General features: G+C 69.1%; 19 protein-coding genes. 6 read left to right on the top strand and 13 right to left on the bottom strand.

What is annotated here, in order from left to right:
• Window positions 1-24: 24 nt before the first annotated feature.
• Complete coding sequence (locus Q7S93_RS05440) at window positions 25-1,131, top strand: oxidoreductase (RefSeq protein ID WP_304712723.1); 1,107 nt, start codon at window positions 25-27, stop codon at window positions 1,129-1,131.
• A 15-nt stretch (window positions 1,132-1,146) separates the two neighbouring features.
• Here the strand turns inward: Q7S93_RS05440 and Q7S93_RS05435 are convergent, their stop codons facing one another.
• Together Q7S93_RS05435 and Q7S93_RS05430 are read right to left on the bottom strand one after the other, a co-directional pair.
• A complete protein-coding gene (locus tag Q7S93_RS05435; RefSeq protein ID WP_304712722.1) occupies window positions 1,147-1,449 on the bottom strand; it encodes a CcdB family protein in 303 nt (100 codons plus the stop codon).
• Window positions 1,449-1,655, bottom strand: coding sequence for a type II toxin-antitoxin system CcdA family antitoxin (locus Q7S93_RS05430; protein ID WP_304712721.1), 207 nt, complete (start codon window positions 1,653-1,655; stop codon window positions 1,449-1,451). Before Q7S93_RS05430 ends, Q7S93_RS05435 begins: the two co-directional genes overlap by 1 nt.
• Window positions 1,656-2,032: 377 nt before the next feature.
• Between Q7S93_RS05430 and Q7S93_RS05425 the strand changes: the two genes are divergently transcribed.
• Together Q7S93_RS05425 and Q7S93_RS05420 are read left to right on the top strand one after the other, a co-directional pair.
• A complete protein-coding gene (locus tag Q7S93_RS05425) occupies window positions 2,033-2,395 on the top strand; it encodes a DUF2200 domain-containing protein (RefSeq protein ID WP_304712720.1) in 363 nt (120 codons plus the stop codon).
• Entirely contained in the window at window positions 2,389-2,790 is a 402-nt protein-coding gene (locus Q7S93_RS05420) for a GFA family protein (protein ID WP_304712719.1), read from the top strand. Before Q7S93_RS05425 ends, Q7S93_RS05420 begins: the two co-directional genes overlap by 7 nt.
• A gap of 47 nt (window positions 2,791-2,837) precedes the next feature.
• On the opposite strand, the gene Q7S93_RS05415 is transcribed toward Q7S93_RS05420, so the two are convergent.
• Window positions 2,838-3,572 carry an SDR family NAD(P)-dependent oxidoreductase gene (locus Q7S93_RS05415; protein ID WP_304712718.1) on the bottom strand — a complete coding sequence of 245 codons (735 nt, stop codon included), beginning with the start codon at window positions 3,570-3,572 and terminating at the stop codon, window positions 2,838-2,840.
• Window positions 3,573-3,656: 84 nt separating this feature from the next.
• Here Q7S93_RS05415 and Q7S93_RS05410 point away from each other — a divergent pair, with 84 nt between their 5' ends.
• The 3 genes from Q7S93_RS05410 (at window position 3,657) to Q7S93_RS05400 (ending at window position 6,152) form a co-directional block, all read left to right on the top strand.
• Entirely contained in the window at window positions 3,657-4,046 is a 390-nt protein-coding gene (locus Q7S93_RS05410) for a winged helix-turn-helix transcriptional regulator (protein ID WP_304712717.1), read from the top strand.
• A gap of 118 nt (window positions 4,047-4,164) precedes the next feature.
• Complete coding sequence (locus Q7S93_RS05405; protein WP_304712716.1) at window positions 4,165-5,505, top strand: hypothetical protein; 1,341 nt, start codon at window positions 4,165-4,167, stop codon at window positions 5,503-5,505.
• A complete protein-coding gene (locus Q7S93_RS05400; protein WP_304712715.1) occupies window positions 5,502-6,152 on the top strand; it encodes a hypothetical protein in 651 nt (216 codons plus the stop codon). The genes Q7S93_RS05405 and Q7S93_RS05400 overlap by 4 nt, the downstream gene beginning before the upstream one ends.
• A 5-nt stretch (window positions 6,153-6,157) precedes the next feature.
• Here the strand turns inward: Q7S93_RS05400 and Q7S93_RS05395 are convergent, their stop codons facing one another.
• The 10 genes from Q7S93_RS05395 to Q7S93_RS05350 all read right to left on the bottom strand — a co-directional run.
• Complete coding sequence (locus tag Q7S93_RS05395) at window positions 6,158-6,487, bottom strand: hypothetical protein (protein WP_300579107.1); 330 nt, start codon at window positions 6,485-6,487, stop codon at window positions 6,158-6,160.
• Between the two features lie 87 nt (window positions 6,488-6,574).
• Window positions 6,575-7,141, bottom strand: coding sequence for a hypothetical protein (locus Q7S93_RS05390; protein ID WP_304712713.1), 567 nt, complete (start codon window positions 7,139-7,141; stop codon window positions 6,575-6,577).
• 81 nt (window positions 7,142-7,222) lie between these two features.
• Window positions 7,223-8,542 carry a bifunctional folylpolyglutamate synthase/dihydrofolate synthase gene (locus tag Q7S93_RS05385; RefSeq protein ID WP_304712712.1) on the bottom strand — a complete coding sequence of 440 codons (1,320 nt, stop codon included), beginning with the start codon at window positions 8,540-8,542 and terminating at the stop codon, window positions 7,223-7,225.
• A gap of 51 nt (window positions 8,543-8,593) precedes the next feature.
• Window positions 8,594-9,505 carry an acetyl-CoA carboxylase, carboxyltransferase subunit beta gene (accD, locus tag Q7S93_RS05380; protein WP_304712711.1) on the bottom strand — a complete coding sequence of 304 codons (912 nt, stop codon included), beginning with the start codon at window positions 9,503-9,505 and terminating at the stop codon, window positions 8,594-8,596.
• A gap of 9 nt (window positions 9,506-9,514) precedes the next feature.
• A complete protein-coding gene (gene trpA / locus Q7S93_RS05375) occupies window positions 9,515-10,345 on the bottom strand; it encodes a tryptophan synthase subunit alpha (RefSeq protein WP_304712710.1) in 831 nt (276 codons plus the stop codon).
• Entirely contained in the window at window positions 10,342-11,559 is a 1,218-nt protein-coding gene (trpB, locus tag Q7S93_RS05370) for a tryptophan synthase subunit beta (RefSeq protein ID WP_370652079.1), read from the bottom strand. Before trpB ends, trpA begins: the two co-directional genes overlap by 4 nt.
• Window positions 11,560-11,599: 40 nt before the next feature.
• Window positions 11,600-12,250 carry a phosphoribosylanthranilate isomerase gene (locus tag Q7S93_RS05365; RefSeq protein ID WP_304712708.1) on the bottom strand — a complete coding sequence of 217 codons (651 nt, stop codon included), beginning with the start codon at window positions 12,248-12,250 and terminating at the stop codon, window positions 11,600-11,602.
• A 51-nt stretch (window positions 12,251-12,301) separates the two neighbouring features.
• Complete coding sequence (gene mscL, locus Q7S93_RS05360) at window positions 12,302-12,748, bottom strand: large-conductance mechanosensitive channel protein MscL (RefSeq protein WP_304712707.1); 447 nt, start codon at window positions 12,746-12,748, stop codon at window positions 12,302-12,304.
• 50 nt (window positions 12,749-12,798) lie between these two features.
• Window positions 12,799-13,080 (bottom strand): integration host factor subunit beta, encoded by a 282-nt coding sequence (locus Q7S93_RS05355; protein WP_293411484.1) that lies wholly within the window; start codon window positions 13,078-13,080, stop codon window positions 12,799-12,801.
• A 196-nt stretch (window positions 13,081-13,276) separates the two neighbouring features.
• Window positions 13,277-13,822: S1 RNA-binding domain-containing protein (locus Q7S93_RS05350; RefSeq protein WP_304712706.1), on the bottom strand; the 546-nt coding region annotated here is incomplete at its 5' end.

Raw genomic sequence — 13,822 nt, 5'->3', positions numbered from 1 at the left:
CGCCACCCCAGAGGCCCGAGCCCCATGATCAAACTCCCCGCCCCCATCGCCCGCTACTTCGCCGCCGCCGAGGCCGATGACGCCGAGGCGCTGGCCGCCGGCTTCGCGCAGGACGCGCACATCCACGACGAACGGCGCGACCACCATGGCCGCGACGCCGTGCGGGCCTGGGCCGCTGAGGCGCGAGCGCTCTACAGCTTCCGCGCCGAGCCCCGCAGCTTCGAGCCCGCGGCCGATGGCGGCGTGGTGACCGCCCACGTGACGGGGACCTTCCCCGGCGGCCGCGCCGACCTGCGCTACGCCTTCCGCCTGGCCGGCGACCTGATCCAGGCCCTGGAGATCACGCCGCGGCCTTCGAACGCCGAGTTCACCGGCCGCCGGGTGCTGGTGACCGGCGGCACGCAAGGGGTCGGCGGGGCGGTGGCTGACCGGCTGGCGAGCGCCGGCGCCACGGTCTTCCGCGCGGCCCGAACCCGGCCGGCGGACCTGGCCCAGCCGGACCTGTTCCACGGCGTCGACCTCGCCCATCCCGAGGGTGCGGCGGAGCTGGCGAAGGTGGTCCTGGACCGGCTCGGCGGCGTGGACGTCATCGTCCACAATCTCGGCGGGTCGACCACGCCCGGCGGCGGCTTTGCGGCCCTGACCGAGGACCATTGGGTGAATGAGCTGAACCTGAACCTGCTCTCAGCCGTCCGCCTGGACCGGGCCCTGGCCCCGGCCATGCTGGACCAGGGCTATGGGGTGATCGTCCATGTCACCTCCATCCAGCGTCGGCTGCCGCTCTATGAGTCCACCCTGGCCTACGCCTCGGCCAAGGCGGCGCTGGGCGCCTACAGCAAGGCCCTGTCCAATGAGCTGGGACCCAAGGGGGTGCGCGTGCTCAGCGTCGCGCCGGGCTTCACCGAGACGGAGGCCGCCACCCGGATGATCGAACGGCTGGCGGCCAGCGAAGGCGGCGATGTGGAGGCGGCCCGCCAGAACTTGATGCGCGCGCTGGGCGGCATCCCCATCGGCCGGCCCAACACGCCTGAGGAAGTCGCCGACCTGATCGCCTTCCTGGCCAGCGACCGGGCCGCCACCATCCACGGGACGGAGATCGTCATCGACGGGGGCACGGTGCCGACGGTCTGATATCCCGCCGCTCGGCTAAACGCCCTCGAACAGCACGCCCAGAGCGCCGCTGACCGCATAGGCTTCGGTCTCGGTCAGTAGGCGCACCGGCTGGCGGCCCATTTCCCGAAGCGGGATGGCCGCCATCTGGAGGGGCAGGAGCATCACAGCCTGGCCTTCGACCTCGAAGACGGGGGTCAGGCGTCCCGGCTGGGCGCCCTGAATGTCCCCGGCCGGGATGAGCGGAACCACCACGCGGGTGTTGGTGGGATTGAGCAGGTCAGACTGTACATCAACGACCAGCACGCCGCCGGGAAGCCTGTAGACGCCGTTCTTCATCAGAACTGGCGGTACTTGGCCAGCGGCAGACCGTCGGCCTCCACCTTGGCATTGTACCCGTCGAAGAAGGGGCGGTTTTCGGCCTGCCAGCGACGGGCGCGTTCGGCGGCCACCGCGGCCTCCAGTCCGCTCTCACAGGCCCGCGAGAGGTTGAGGCCCAGGGCCTTGGCCTCTTCCACAAGGTCGCCTGGAAGGGTGAGGTTCAAGCGCTGGCGGCTGGAAGAATGCGCGTTCGTCATGCGCATATGATAGACGCAGACGCTGCACGTGTCACCTGGAGCGCGTTCCGATAGGCAGGAACCGGCCTTCGCCGCAGCCGGTTATCCCGGTGGCAAGGAGCGACCATGGCTGACCCCGACACCCCGCCCCCTTCGTCCGTCCCCCCGGCTTCAGAGCCTGAATCTCCCGAGCGCGATCGCCCCGGACCGGACGACGTCGGCGCCCGCGTCCGCCAGCAACGTCGGCACATTGAGGGCCTGGACGGCCGCGACCCGCTGCGCCCCGGCATCGACGACTAGGGCCAACCGGGGCATGATCGCCGGGAACCGGACGCCCCGCCCTCCGCAGGCCTGCGAACACGCCCATGACGGAACACCGCATCTACAGGACCAGCTTCGCCAGCGTCTATCCGCACTATGTGGCCAAGGCCGAGCGCAAGGGCCGCACCAGGGCCGAGGTCGATCAGATCATCCTCTGGCTCACCGGCTTCAGCCCCGAGGCCTTCGCGGCCCAGCTGGCCGACGGGTCGGACTTCCGAACCTTCTTCGCCGAGGCGCCGCAGCTTCATCCGGCCCGGGCCGGCATCAAGGGGGTGATCTGTGGCGTCCGCGTGGAGGACATCGAAGATCCGCTGATGCGGGAGATCCGCTATCTGGACAAGCTCGTCGACGAGCTGGCCCGAGGCAAGGCCATGGACAAGATCCTGCGGGGCCGAACCTCATGCTGACCGGATCATGCCACTGCGGGCAGAGCAGCTGGGCCCTGGAGGGGGACCCGGGCTCCGTCACCGCCTGCAACTGCACCCTGTGCCGCCGCTATGGCGCCCTGTGGGCCTATGATTATGAGGGCGAGCGGATCGCGGTCAGCGGGCCGACCTCCTCCTACCGTCGCCCCGCCAAGGACGATCCGTCCCTGGAGATTCTGTTCTGCCCCACCTGCGCCGGGGTGCTCGCCTGGCGGGGCCTGCGCCCCAGGGCCGATGGTCGGCGGCGGATGGCGGTCAATATACGACTGGCGCCGCCCGAGGCGGTGGCGCACCTGCCCATCCGCCAGTTTGACGGCCTCGACACCTTCGACGAGTCGCCGTCCACGGGGCGCTGCGTCCGCGACCTGTGGGCCTAGGCCCGAGGGATCCGGTCCACGGACCGGATCCCTCGGGCGCCGACCCCCTAGACCTGGGCCAGGCCGCCATCGACGAAGACTTCGCCGCCGGTCATGAAGCTGCTGTCGGACGAGGCCAGGAAGGCGGCCACGGCCCCGGTCTCGGCCGGATCGCCCATGCGGCCGAGCACGGTGGAGGCGCCCATGGCCGCCAGGCCGTCCTCGCCCAGCACCTCCCGGGCCAGTTCGGTGGTGGTCGGCCCCGGCGACAGGACGTTGACGCGGATGCCGGTCCCCTTCAGGTCCAGGGCCCAGGTGCGCGCCAGGTTGCGCACGGCGGCCTTGCTGGCGCTGTAGATGCTGAAGTCGGGCGTCCCCATCACCCCCGTGGTCGAGCCGGTAAGGATGATCGACCCACCCGGGCCCATCAGCGGCAGGGCCTTCTGCACCGTGAAGATCACGCCCTTCACATTGACGTCGAAGGTCTGCGCGTACTGCTCGGGCGTCAGTTCGCCCAGCGGCGCGAACGAGCCCGTTCCCGCATTGGCGAGCAGGATGTCGAGCCCGCCCCGTTCGGCCTTCACGGCCGCATAAAGCCGGTCGAGGTCGGCCAGATCGGTCACCGAGCCCTGCACCCCCCGCGCCTGGCCCCCCAGCTCGGCCACCGCGGCGTCCAGCTGACCCTGCCGTCGCCCGAAGAGGAAGACGAAGGCGCCTTCCTCGATGAACCGCCTGGCGGCGCCCAGTCCGATGCCGCTGGCCCCGCCGGTGATCACGGCGGTCTTGCCCTGAAGTCTGTTCACAATGTGCTCCTGGATTAAGGTTGCACAGAGCTGGCTAGGCGCCCACCTATCGACAAGTATGCACCTTTTGGTAAGTACCTAAAAATGTCCCAGGATTCTTCGACCCCGACCTGCACGCCGACCCTGCCCGGCTTCACCTGCGGCCTCGACGCGACGCTGCGGGTGATCGCCGGCAAGTGGAAACCGCTGATCCTCTACTTCCTCGCGCAAGACGGCCCGACCCGCTATGGCGAGCTCCGCCGGGCCGTGCGCGACGCCAGCGACAAGATGCTGATCCAGCAGCTCAAGGAGCTGGAGGCCGACGATCTGATCAAGCGGACCGACTACAAGGAGGTCCCGCCGCGGGTGGACTACAGCCTCACCCCGCTCGGCCACAGCCTGGCCCAGGCCCTGGTCCCCCTCTGTACCTGGGGCACGGAAAACATGGCCGACGTCACCCGCGTCTTCGCGCAAAGGGCGGCGGCGCGACGGTAGGGCCGGCCGATCCAGAATGTTCCTTGTTTGTTCTTGCCACAAAGCTTAACCGTGGTAGTATCGGGCCTCAACTCGCGCTGAGCGAGAAGTCGCCATCGGTCCGATCGAGGAGCATGACTTGAGACAGTTTCAGGACGCCCTGCGCCGTGGCGTGGGCGATATGAAAGGCTGGATTGCCGCGCGTGAGGTGGAGTTGCAACGCGGTCTTCAGCGGTCCGAACAGGCCTTGGACACGTACCGTCGGGGCGTGGAAAGAGCGGCGCAGTCGGCTCAGAGCGCCGTGGTTTCAAAAACTGAACAGCTCATGGAAGCCGGCGCAAGCCGAGTCCTGCCTCGTCCGGCAGCAAGGTCCATAGCGCCTCCCAAGCCATCGAATCCGTCGACGCCAACCCGGAAGCCAGCCCCAGCGCAGCCAGCCCCAACCGCTCAGGATTGGCGGCAGGAGGCGACGGCTCAGTTCCTCGCCGCCGCACGCGGCGCGCAAGATGCATTCACCCTCGGCCTGGGCGACCAAGCCTATGCCGGCCTCGGCGCTGTGGGCGATGTTGTTCAGGGAGACGATTTCGGCGCTTCGTACCAGAATCGGATGGCGCAAGAGCGCGCGCGGGACGCCGCCGATGCTCAAAACTATGCCGCAGCAAGGACCACTGGTCAGGTCCTGGGGGTCGGGGGTCAGGTGCTCGTCACCGGGGCGCTCCTTGGTCCACTGGGGGCGGCGCTCGTCCCCGCCGCCCGAGGTGTTCGCATCGCGCAGGCTGCGCCGCTCATTTTCCGAGAGACCGCCGCTCTAGCTGGGGCGGGTGGCGGGGTCGGCGCCATCGGCCAAGCGGCTGGCGACATCTCGCGTCGGAAGATCGGAACGCCAGGCGACTATGGCGGCGCCGTTGTCGGCGGAGCGCTCGGCGCCTTGGCTGCTCGGCGCGGCAATGTAGCCCAAGCGAGCGCCGCTGCCGGGCTCACCGAGTCAGTGGCCCAGGACACGCTGGACGGCGGCCTTGATACGCAATCGGCGGCACGGGGGCGGGAGTCCGCCGCCGCTGCGGCCATCGTCGGGGGATTGGTGGGCCGGAGCGCAACACGGCACGCTGATAGCATGTCCAGGAAGGACAAGGAGCTGACCGGAGAACAAGCGTCTCGCATCAGAAATTTTGTGCGTGGTGACAGAACCGGACCTGCGGCAAAAACCAAGGAAGATCTCCCTGGGGGCGGTTACACCTTTCCGGATCTTCGCTCATACCGGAATGGGGTCGTCAGCGAACTTATCGAGTCAAAGTTTGGCCGATCCGCAAGGCTCTCCAAGCGCCAGCTACAGGCCGTCAAGGCCTTCAAAAACTACCGCGTTGACCACGTCCTGCCACGGGATATCGGGGCCGTCTTTGGCCTGCCGGCCTCTATCCTGTATCCATGGGAGCAGGGGCTGGAGCAATACCCGTCTAGGCAAGAAGGGAGGGCGCCATGAGGGCGGCTTGGATCGGGGTGCAGGGCGCCTCGCAGGAAGAGGTTCTGGGCGTGCTTGGGCTGGAGCCCGTGCCTGATGCGCCGGCCGGCGACTGGTTTGATGGCGGCTTCACCTGCCGGACCTTTCCCGGGGGCTGGTTCGTCGTGACGAGCGAACGGGACTTGGATCTGGCCGATGATCTCGCCACGGCCGCCGCCACCACGGACCAGATGGCGGTCGGATGTGAGATGTCCACCATCGTCATGTATTCCGAGGCCCACGGATATCACGGCGGCGAGCTTCAGTGGTCGGTGACGCACGACCCGGACGACGAGGCCCGCCCCCTGGCGGTGGAAGGCGCGCCGCCGGCCATCCTCGCGGACCTCAAGGCCAAGGCGCTCAAGGCGCAGGCGGGCGAGGAAGACGTCGATTACGTCTTCGAGGTCCCCATGCAGGTGGTCGGCCACTATACAGGCTTCGTCTATGATGAGGACGATGCGACGGACTGGGTTCTCCTGCGCTCCGCTGCCGTGCGGCCTGGGCGGCGCGAACGGCCCGCGGACCTCGAACGACCTAATTACGCCCTGTGGCGGTATCTGCTGCTCGCCCTCTTAGGCGTCACCCTGCTCGGCTGGCTCTTGCAGACGTTCTTTCAACGGCCCGCCTGACCGCCTCAGCGGCCCTCAGCATCGACGACGATGGTGACGGTCTTGCCCCGGGACAGGGGCTCCCATCCGGCCCCGATGGCCGAGGCGATGGCCCGGGCCACCAGCTCGGTCCCGATCTGCGAGGGTTGGAGCTGGGGGGCGCCGTATTTGGGCTGGCGGCCGGGAGGAAACTCCACCACGGCTTCGCGCTGGCCCTCCTGGTGGCGCACGGCGATCGCCATGCCGCGCCAGCCGGCCGTGTCGCTGGACCACTGGGGCTGGCGCTGGATGCGCCAGACATAGGGCTCGCCCTCGACCTTGATCTCGAACTCGGGGTTCTGGTTGGTTTTCGCCATGGCAGGCCCTTAGCCCGGCAAGGCCGTCTCGGCCACCCCCTCGCCACCTTCCCAAAGAAAGCGCCGTGCGCCCGCCCCGGCCGCGGCTCAGTTCCGCGCCACGGTCAGGCGATAGGGGGCGGTCTCCGCGCGGCGGGCCGTCGCCCGCGGCTGGAACGGGGTCAGGACATAGGTCATGTCGCGCGGGGCGGTGAGGCTGGCGGCCTCGCCCTGGACCTCCCCGCGGAAGAGCGCCGCGCCACTGTGGTCGGCGGCGTCGCTGATGTTGAAATAGATGTTGCTGCTCGACGATTCCAAGGTGGCCGTCAGGGTCTGGCCGGCCGCCACCGGCACGGCGTAGATGGGGGCCACAGAGCCGTCGGCCACCCCCTCCACCGTCATCTCGCCCACGGGGTCGAAGGTCAGGCTCTCCAGCCGGTCGCCCTCGTCGGTGACGAACTGCTCGGCATTGGCCACATCCACCGCCGGCAGGGTCGGAACCGGCGGCGTCGTCTCCGGCGCGGCGGCGGGCGCAGGCGGCGCCTCGGCCGACGGTTGCGCCCGATCACGCTCCCGATCGGAGCAGGCCACGAGCAGGACCAGGGCGGCGGCGGCCACCAGCGGTCGGAAGCGTGCGCAGGCGGTCATGTCGATCTCCGGCTTCGACGGTTGCAAGGCGCCAGAATCCGATGGGCGCAGGGACCCAGCATAGGACGCGGCGATCGGGTTGAGCACCGCAAATGTGGCGAGTTCGCCTCAGCGGGGCCAGGTCTCCGGGTCCATGGCCAGGACCTCGCCGGCGAAGTGCAGGCCGCCACAGATCAGCACGTGGGGCGCAGGCCCCTCAAGGGCCAGGGCCGCGGCCAGGGCGGCGGTGACGTCGGGAGCGGTCTGGGCCGCCAGGCCCGCCCCCCGGGCGGCCGCGGCGATCTCCTCGGCCGGAGCGGCGTTGGGGGAGTCGAAGCTGGTGGCGACGACACGGGGGGCAAGCTCGCCGAAGGGGGCGAAGAAGCCCTGGGCGTCCTTGCGGGCGAACATGGCGCTGACCAGCACCACGGGCCGCGGGTCCCGAGCCACCAGGCGCGCCACGGCCTGGGCGAGCGCCGCTCCGGCGTGGGGGTTGTGGCCGCCGTCCAGCCAGAGATCGGCGCCCCGCTCCTGGGCCATCCTGCCGAGTGTCCCGTCCCGCAGGCGCTGGAAGCGGGCGGGCCAGACCGTGGCCGCCAGGCCCCGGGCCATGGCGTCCTCTTCGATGCGGGGATCGTCCAGGGCCAGCAGGGCGGCGACCGCCAGGCCGGCATTGGCGAACTGGTGGGGACCAAACAGGGCCGGCGGCGGCAGGTCCAGCAGCCGCTCGGAAGTCTGCACCAGCAGGCGCCCGCCCGCCTCCCAGGCGTCGAAGTCCCGGCCCATCAGGGTGAGCGGGGCCGAAAGGCTCCGGGCCTCGGCCTCGATGGCGGCCAGGGCCTCGTCCATCTGGCGGGCGACCACCACCGGCCGCCCGGCCTTGATGATCCCGGCCTTCTCCCAGGCGATCTTGGACAGCTCCGGTCCCAGCATCTCCAGGTGATCATAGTCCACCGGGGTGATGACGCTCACGGCTGGCGCATCGAAGATGTTGGTGGCGTCGAAGCGGCCCCCCAGGCCCACCTCGATCAGGCACAGGTCGGCCGGGGTCTGGGCGAAGGCCTGCAGGGCGAGCACCGTGGTGATCTCGAAGAAGCTGATGGGTTCGCCCGCATTGGCCGCCTCGACCTCGGCGATCAGGGCTTCCAGCCGGTCATCGGTGATCAGCTCGCCGGCCACCCGGATGCGTTCGGCGAAGCGCACCAGATGCGGCGAGGTCAGGGCGTGGACCTCGAGGCCCGCCGCCTCGGCCATGGCGCGCATATAGGCCACCGTCGAGCCCTTGCCGTTGGTGCCGGCCACATGGATCACCGGCGGCAGGCGACGTTCAGGGTGATCCAGGGCGGCCAGCAGGCGCTCGACCCGGCCGGTGGTCAGGTCGATCAGACTGGGATGATTGGCGCGCAGGCGGGCGATCACCGCGTCTGAGGCCCGGATCGGATCATACATGGGCAAGCGCTCGCGCGGCGGGGCCTTGGGGGAGGACGGCTTTGGCGGGGGTCAGGCGGCTGTCGAGCGGGCGCGTCCCATCATCAGGGTGGTGAGGATCGAGCTCAGCATGGCCGGCAGATCCGGGCGGCTGACCACCCGGTCGACCATGCCCCGCTCGGCCAGGAACTCCGAGCGCTGGAAGCCCGGCGGCAGGATCTCGCGGATGGTCTGCTCGATCACGCGGCGGCCGGAAAAGGCGATCATCGCATTGGGCTCGGCCAGATGCACATCGCCCAACATGGCGTAGGAGGCGGTCACCCCGCCGGAGGTGGGATCGGTCAGCACGACGATATAGGGCAGGCCCGCGGCCCGCAGTTCGTTCACCGCCAGGGTCGTGCGGGCCATCTGCATCAGGGAGAGCGTCCCCTCCTGCATCCGCGCCCCGCCCGAGGCGGTGAAGATCACGAAGGGGCACTGGCGGGCGATGGCCTCATGGGCGGCCTTGATGAATGTCTCGCCGGCCGCCATGCCCAGGGAGCCGCCCATGAAGGCGAAGTCCTGGACGACGACCACGGTCTCGAGACCGCCGATCCTGCCGACGCCGATGGCCATGGCGTCGTGCTCGCCGGTAGCCTTGCGGGCCGCCTTCAGGCGCTCGCCATAGGGCCGGTCGTCGGGGAATTTCAGCGGATCTTCGACCACGTGCGGGGTGGAGATCTTGTCGTAGGCGCCCTCATCGAAGGTGATGGTCAGGCGGTCCTTGGCGCCGATGCGCATGTGGTGGCCCGAGGGCGTCACCCACAGGGCGGCCTCCAGGTCGGGGCGATAGATCATCTCGCCGCTGTCGGGGCACTTGACCCACAGATTCTCCGGCGTCTCGCGCTTGACGAAGGCGTTGCGGATGCCGGGCGCGATCCGGGAGAGCCAGCCGCCCTGGCTTCCCTGAGGCCGCGCCGGTTTTTCGTTTTTCTGGTCAGCCATGGGTTCGATCTAGGCCGGGAGGGAAGTTCTGGCTTGGCGAACAGCCTCGGCCAGGGCGCGGACTTTGGAAAGAACACGTCCGGTCACGTCTTCGTTCACCGCCAGGGCCTCGGCCACCTCGTCCACCAGGGCTGAGCCGACCACCGCGGCGTCGGCCACCCGGGCGATGGCGCCAGCCCGCTCAGGCGTGCGGATGCCGAAACCCACCGCCACCGGCAGGCCAGAGGCGGCGCGGATGCGGGCCACGGCCGGGCGCACGGCCTCGGCGTCGGCCTCCTTGGCGCCGGTCACCCCGGTCACCGAGACATAATAGACGAAGCCCGAGGTCCGCCGCAGCACCACCGGCAGGCGCTTGTCGTCGGTGGTCGGGGTGGCCAGGCGGATCAGGGAGATGTCGGCGGCGTCCAGGGCGTCGGCCAGGGGATCAGCCTCCTCCGGTGGGCAGTCGACGATGATCAGGCCATCGATCCCGGCCTGGGCCGCGGCCTGGGCGAAGGCCTCGAAGCCCCAGGTCACCAGGGGGTTCAGATAGCCCATCAGGATCAGCGGCGTGACGTCATCGCCCTGCCGGAATTCCGCGGCCAGGTCGAGGACGCCCTTCAGGGTCATGCCGTTCTTCAGGGCGCGCTGGGCGGCCTTCTGGATCGGCGGCCCCTCGGCCATGGGATCGGAAAAGGGGAAGCCCAGCTCGATCAGATCGGCGCCGGCGGCGGGCAGGCCCTGCAGGATCTTCAGCGCGGTGGCGCGGTCGGGATCGCCGGCCATCACATAGGCCACGAAGGCGGCCCGGTCCTGGGCCTTCAGGGCGGCGAACCGCGCCTCGATACGGGATTTCGTCAAATCGTGCGTCCCAGGTGGTCGGCCACGGTGGCCACGTCCTTGTCGCCCCGGCCCGACAGGTTCATCACCACGATCCCACCCTTGCCGACCTCGCGGGCGATGTCGGGCAGGCGGGCGATGGCGTGCGAGGATTCCAGGGCCGGGATGATGCCCTCCAGCTCGGCGCAGAGCTTGAAGGCGTCCAGGGCCTCGATGTCGGTGGCGGTCAGATACTGCGCCCGGCCCACATCATGCAGCCAGGAATGCTCGGGTCCGATGCCGGGATAGTCGAGACCGGCCGAGATGGAGTGGGCCTCGGTGATCTGGCCCTCGGCGTCCTGCAGCAGATAGGTCTTGTTGCCGTGCAGGACCCCCGGGCGACCGCCATTGATGGCCGCGGCGTGGCGATCGGTGCCCATGCCGTCCCCGGCCGCCTCGACCCCGATGATCCGCACCGACTCGTCATTCAGGAAGGGGTGGAAGGTGCCGATGGCGTTGGAGCCGCCGCCGACGCAGGCGACCACGGCGTCGGGCAGGCGGCCCTCGGCCTCGAGGATCTGCTCGCGGATCTCCCGGCCCATGATCGCCTGGAAGTCGCGGACCATCATCGGATAGGGGTGCGGCCCGGCGGCCGAGCCGATCAGGTAGTAGGTGTCCTCCACATTCGTGACCCAGTCGCGCAGGGCCTCGTTCATGGCGTCCTTGAGCGTCGAGGCGCCGCTGGTCACCGGCGTGACCTCGGCCCCCAGCAGGTTCATGCGGAAGACGTTGGGCTTCTGCCGCGCCACATCGACGGCGCCCATATAGACCACGCAGGGCAGGCCGAACCGGGCGCAGACGGTGGCCGTAGCCACCCCGTGCTGGCCAGCTCCAGTCTCGGCGATGATGCGGGTCTTGCCCATCTTCCGGGCCAGCAGGATCTGGCCGATGCAGTTGTTGATCTTGTGCGCGCCGGTGTGGTTCAGGTCCTCGCGCTTGAAATAGATCTTCGCCCCGCCGAAATGCTCGGTCAGCCGCTCGGCGAAATAGAGCGGCGAGGGTCGGCCCACATAGTGGGTCAGCAGGCCGGCCAGCTCGGCCTGGAAGGCGGTGTCTTCGCGGCTCGCGAGATAGGCGGCCTCCAGGTCCAGGACCAGCGGCATCAGCGTCTCGGCCACATAACGCCCGCCGAATTGGCCGAAGCGGCCCTGGGCGTCCGGATAGGCGGCGAAATCGTTGGGTGTGGCGGGCGGAATGGGGGCGTTCACGGGTCGGCGCGTCCTTGCAAAATGCTCGTCATGCGCGGCGCACGGCGTCCAGGAACGCCGTGATCAAGGCCGGGTCCTTTAGTCCGGGACCGCGTTCCACGCCAGAGGAAACGTCCACCACAGGCGCGCCGGAGAGGGCGATGGCCTCAACCGCATTCCACGGATCGAGGCCGCCGGCCAGGAACCAGGGGCGGGTGAAACGGCGGCCGATCATCAGGCTCCAGTCGAAGCGCGCGCCGGTCCCGCCGGGGATGACGGCGTCCTCTGGCGGCTTGGCGTCGAACATCAGGTGGTCGGACGCCCCTTCATAGCGGGCGGCGGCGTCCAGGTCGGACGCGCTGGAGATCGACATGGCCTTGATGGTCTTGGCGCCGGTGCGCACCCCCACGGCCCGCACCCGTTCGGCCGGCTCCTTACCGTGCAGCTGGATGAAGTCGGGATTGAGCCCGGTCTCGATCCGGTCGAGCAGGGCGTCGGAGGGATCGACGGTCACCGCCACGATCTGGGCCCGCCCCCGCGCCGGCTCGGCCAGGCGGGCGGCGTCCTGCAGGTCAATATTGCGCGGGCTCCTGTCGAAAAACACGAAGCCCAGATAGGCCGCCCCGCCGTCCAGGGCGGCGCTGACCGCCTGCGGCGTCGACAGGCCGCAGATCTTGGTGGCGATGCGGGGAGGGCTCATGGTCCCGTGGATTAGGGGATGGCGGGGCCTTAGGGCAAGGCGCCTTGCGCCTCAGGCCTTCGGGGGCAGGCTGTCGTGAACGCCGTTCTGGGCCTTGAGCTGGTCGCGGATCTCCATCAGCAGCACCTCGGTGGCGGTCGGCGCCGGCTTGGCCTCCGGGGGCTGCTCGGCCTCCTTGCGGCGCATGGCGTTGACCAGCTTCACCAGCATGAAGACCGCCCAGGCGACGATGACGAACTGGATCAACGTATTGATGAAGGCGCCATACATGATGGCCACCTGCTCCACCGCCTCGGTCGTGGGGTCCTCGGGCCGCAGCACCCATTTGAGCCGGGAGAAGTCGATGCCGCCGGTCAGCAGGCCGATGGGCGGCATGATGATCTGATCGACCAGGCTTTTGACGATGGCGTTGAACGAGGCGCCGATGATCACGCCGACAGCCAGGTCGATGACATTGCCGCGGGAGATGAATTCGCGGAATTCGGAGACGATACTCAAGCCGGGACTCCTCCGGTCAGGCTGAAAATGGGCGCGGCGGCGGCCAGCTGTCAGTCAGCGTTCAACCGCTCGCGCAGTTCCTTGCCGCTCTTGAAGAAGGGCACGTGCTTGGCGCGGACGTCCACCGGCTCGCCGGTGCGGGGATTGCGGCCGGACCTGGCGTCGCGGGCGCGCACCGAAAGGGCGCCGAAGCCCCGGAGCTCGACACGGCCGCCCTCTTCCAGGGCGACAATCATCCGCTCCAGGATCACCCCCACGACGCGCTCGATATCGCGCTGCGTCAGATGGGGATTTTCCTCGGCCAGGCGGGCGATCAGTTCAGATTTGATCATGGGTCTTTTTCGCTCTTTCGGCGGCCGCGACCATGGGCGAGTCCCCGGGGATGATCAAGGCTCGATCCGGCCAAGCTCAGCCGTAGGCCCCCGATCGACCCAGAAACTGGCCAAGAACCAGAAATCGGCCAAGAAAAAGGCCCTGCCCGGAAAACCGGACAGGGCCTCGTTCAGCTTACGAGAGGCTGAAGGACGCTTAGTCCTTGCCGCCCTTTTCGCGCAGGGCCGCACCCAGGATGTCGCCCAGGGAGGCGCCGGAGTCCGACGAGCCGAACTGCTCGATGGCTTCCTTCTCTTCGGCCATTTCCAGGGCCTTGATCGACAGGGACAGGCGACGGGCCGCCTTGTCGACATTGGCCACCTGGGCGTCGACGCGGTCGCCCACGGCGAAGCGCTCGGGGCGCTGGTCGGCGCGATCGCGCGACAGGTCCGACTTGCGGATGAAGGCCGTCATCGGGGCTTCTTCATCCCCCAGACGCACTTCGATGCCGCCGGTGGTGACCTCGGTGACCGTGACGGTCACGGTCTGGCCCTTGCGGTAGGAGTCGCCGGCCATCGGGTCGCCGGCCAGTTGCTTGATGCCGAGCGAGATACGCTCCTTCTCGACGTCGACGTCCAGGACCTGAGCCTTGACCATCTCGCCCTTCTGGTAGCGCGTGATGACTTCCTCGCCGGGCGCGGTCCAGTCCAGGTCGGACAGGTGGACCATGCCGTCGATGTCGTTTTCCAGGCCGATGAACAG

The sequence above is a fragment of the Phenylobacterium sp. genome, from assembly GCF_030646615.1.
GTDB lineage: Bacteria > Pseudomonadota > Alphaproteobacteria > Caulobacterales > Caulobacteraceae > Phenylobacterium.
The sequence above is the reverse complement of the archived record's forward strand: the minus strand, read 5'-3'. Positions and strand labels throughout refer to the sequence as shown.

Coding starts and splice junctions, on each gene's coding strand:
- Q7S93_RS05355 (WP_293411484.1), bottom strand. CDS start 13,080: ATGATCAAATCTGAACTGATCGCCCGCCTGGCCGAGGAAAATCCCCAT.
- Q7S93_RS05385 (WP_304712712.1), bottom strand. CDS start 8,542: ATGTATGATCCGATCCGGGCCTCAGACGCGGTGATCGCCCGCCTGCGC.
- Q7S93_RS05400 (WP_304712715.1), top strand. CDS start 5,502: ATGAGGGCGGCTTGGATCGGGGTGCAGGGCGCCTCGCAGGAAGAGGTT.
- Q7S93_RS05420 (WP_304712719.1), top strand. CDS start 2,389: ATGCTGACCGGATCATGCCACTGCGGGCAGAGCAGCTGGGCCCTGGAG.
- Q7S93_RS05410 (WP_304712717.1), top strand. CDS start 3,657: ATGTCCCAGGATTCTTCGACCCCGACCTGCACGCCGACCCTGCCCGGC.
- Q7S93_RS05365 (WP_304712708.1), bottom strand. CDS start 12,250: ATGAGCCCTCCCCGCATCGCCACCAAGATCTGCGGCCTGTCGACGCCG.
- Q7S93_RS05425 (WP_304712720.1), top strand. CDS start 2,033: ATGACGGAACACCGCATCTACAGGACCAGCTTCGCCAGCGTCTATCCG.
- Q7S93_RS05440 (WP_304712723.1), top strand. CDS start 25: ATGATCAAACTCCCCGCCCCCATCGCCCGCTACTTCGCCGCCGCCGAG.
- Q7S93_RS05435 (WP_304712722.1), bottom strand. CDS start 1,449: ATGAAGAACGGCGTCTACAGGCTTCCCGGCGGCGTGCTGGTCGTTGAT.
- accD (WP_304712711.1), bottom strand. CDS start 9,505: ATGGCTGACCAGAAAAACGAAAAACCGGCGCGGCCTCAGGGAAGCCAG.
- Q7S93_RS05395 (WP_300579107.1), bottom strand. CDS start 6,487: ATGGCGAAAACCAACCAGAACCCCGAGTTCGAGATCAAGGTCGAGGGC.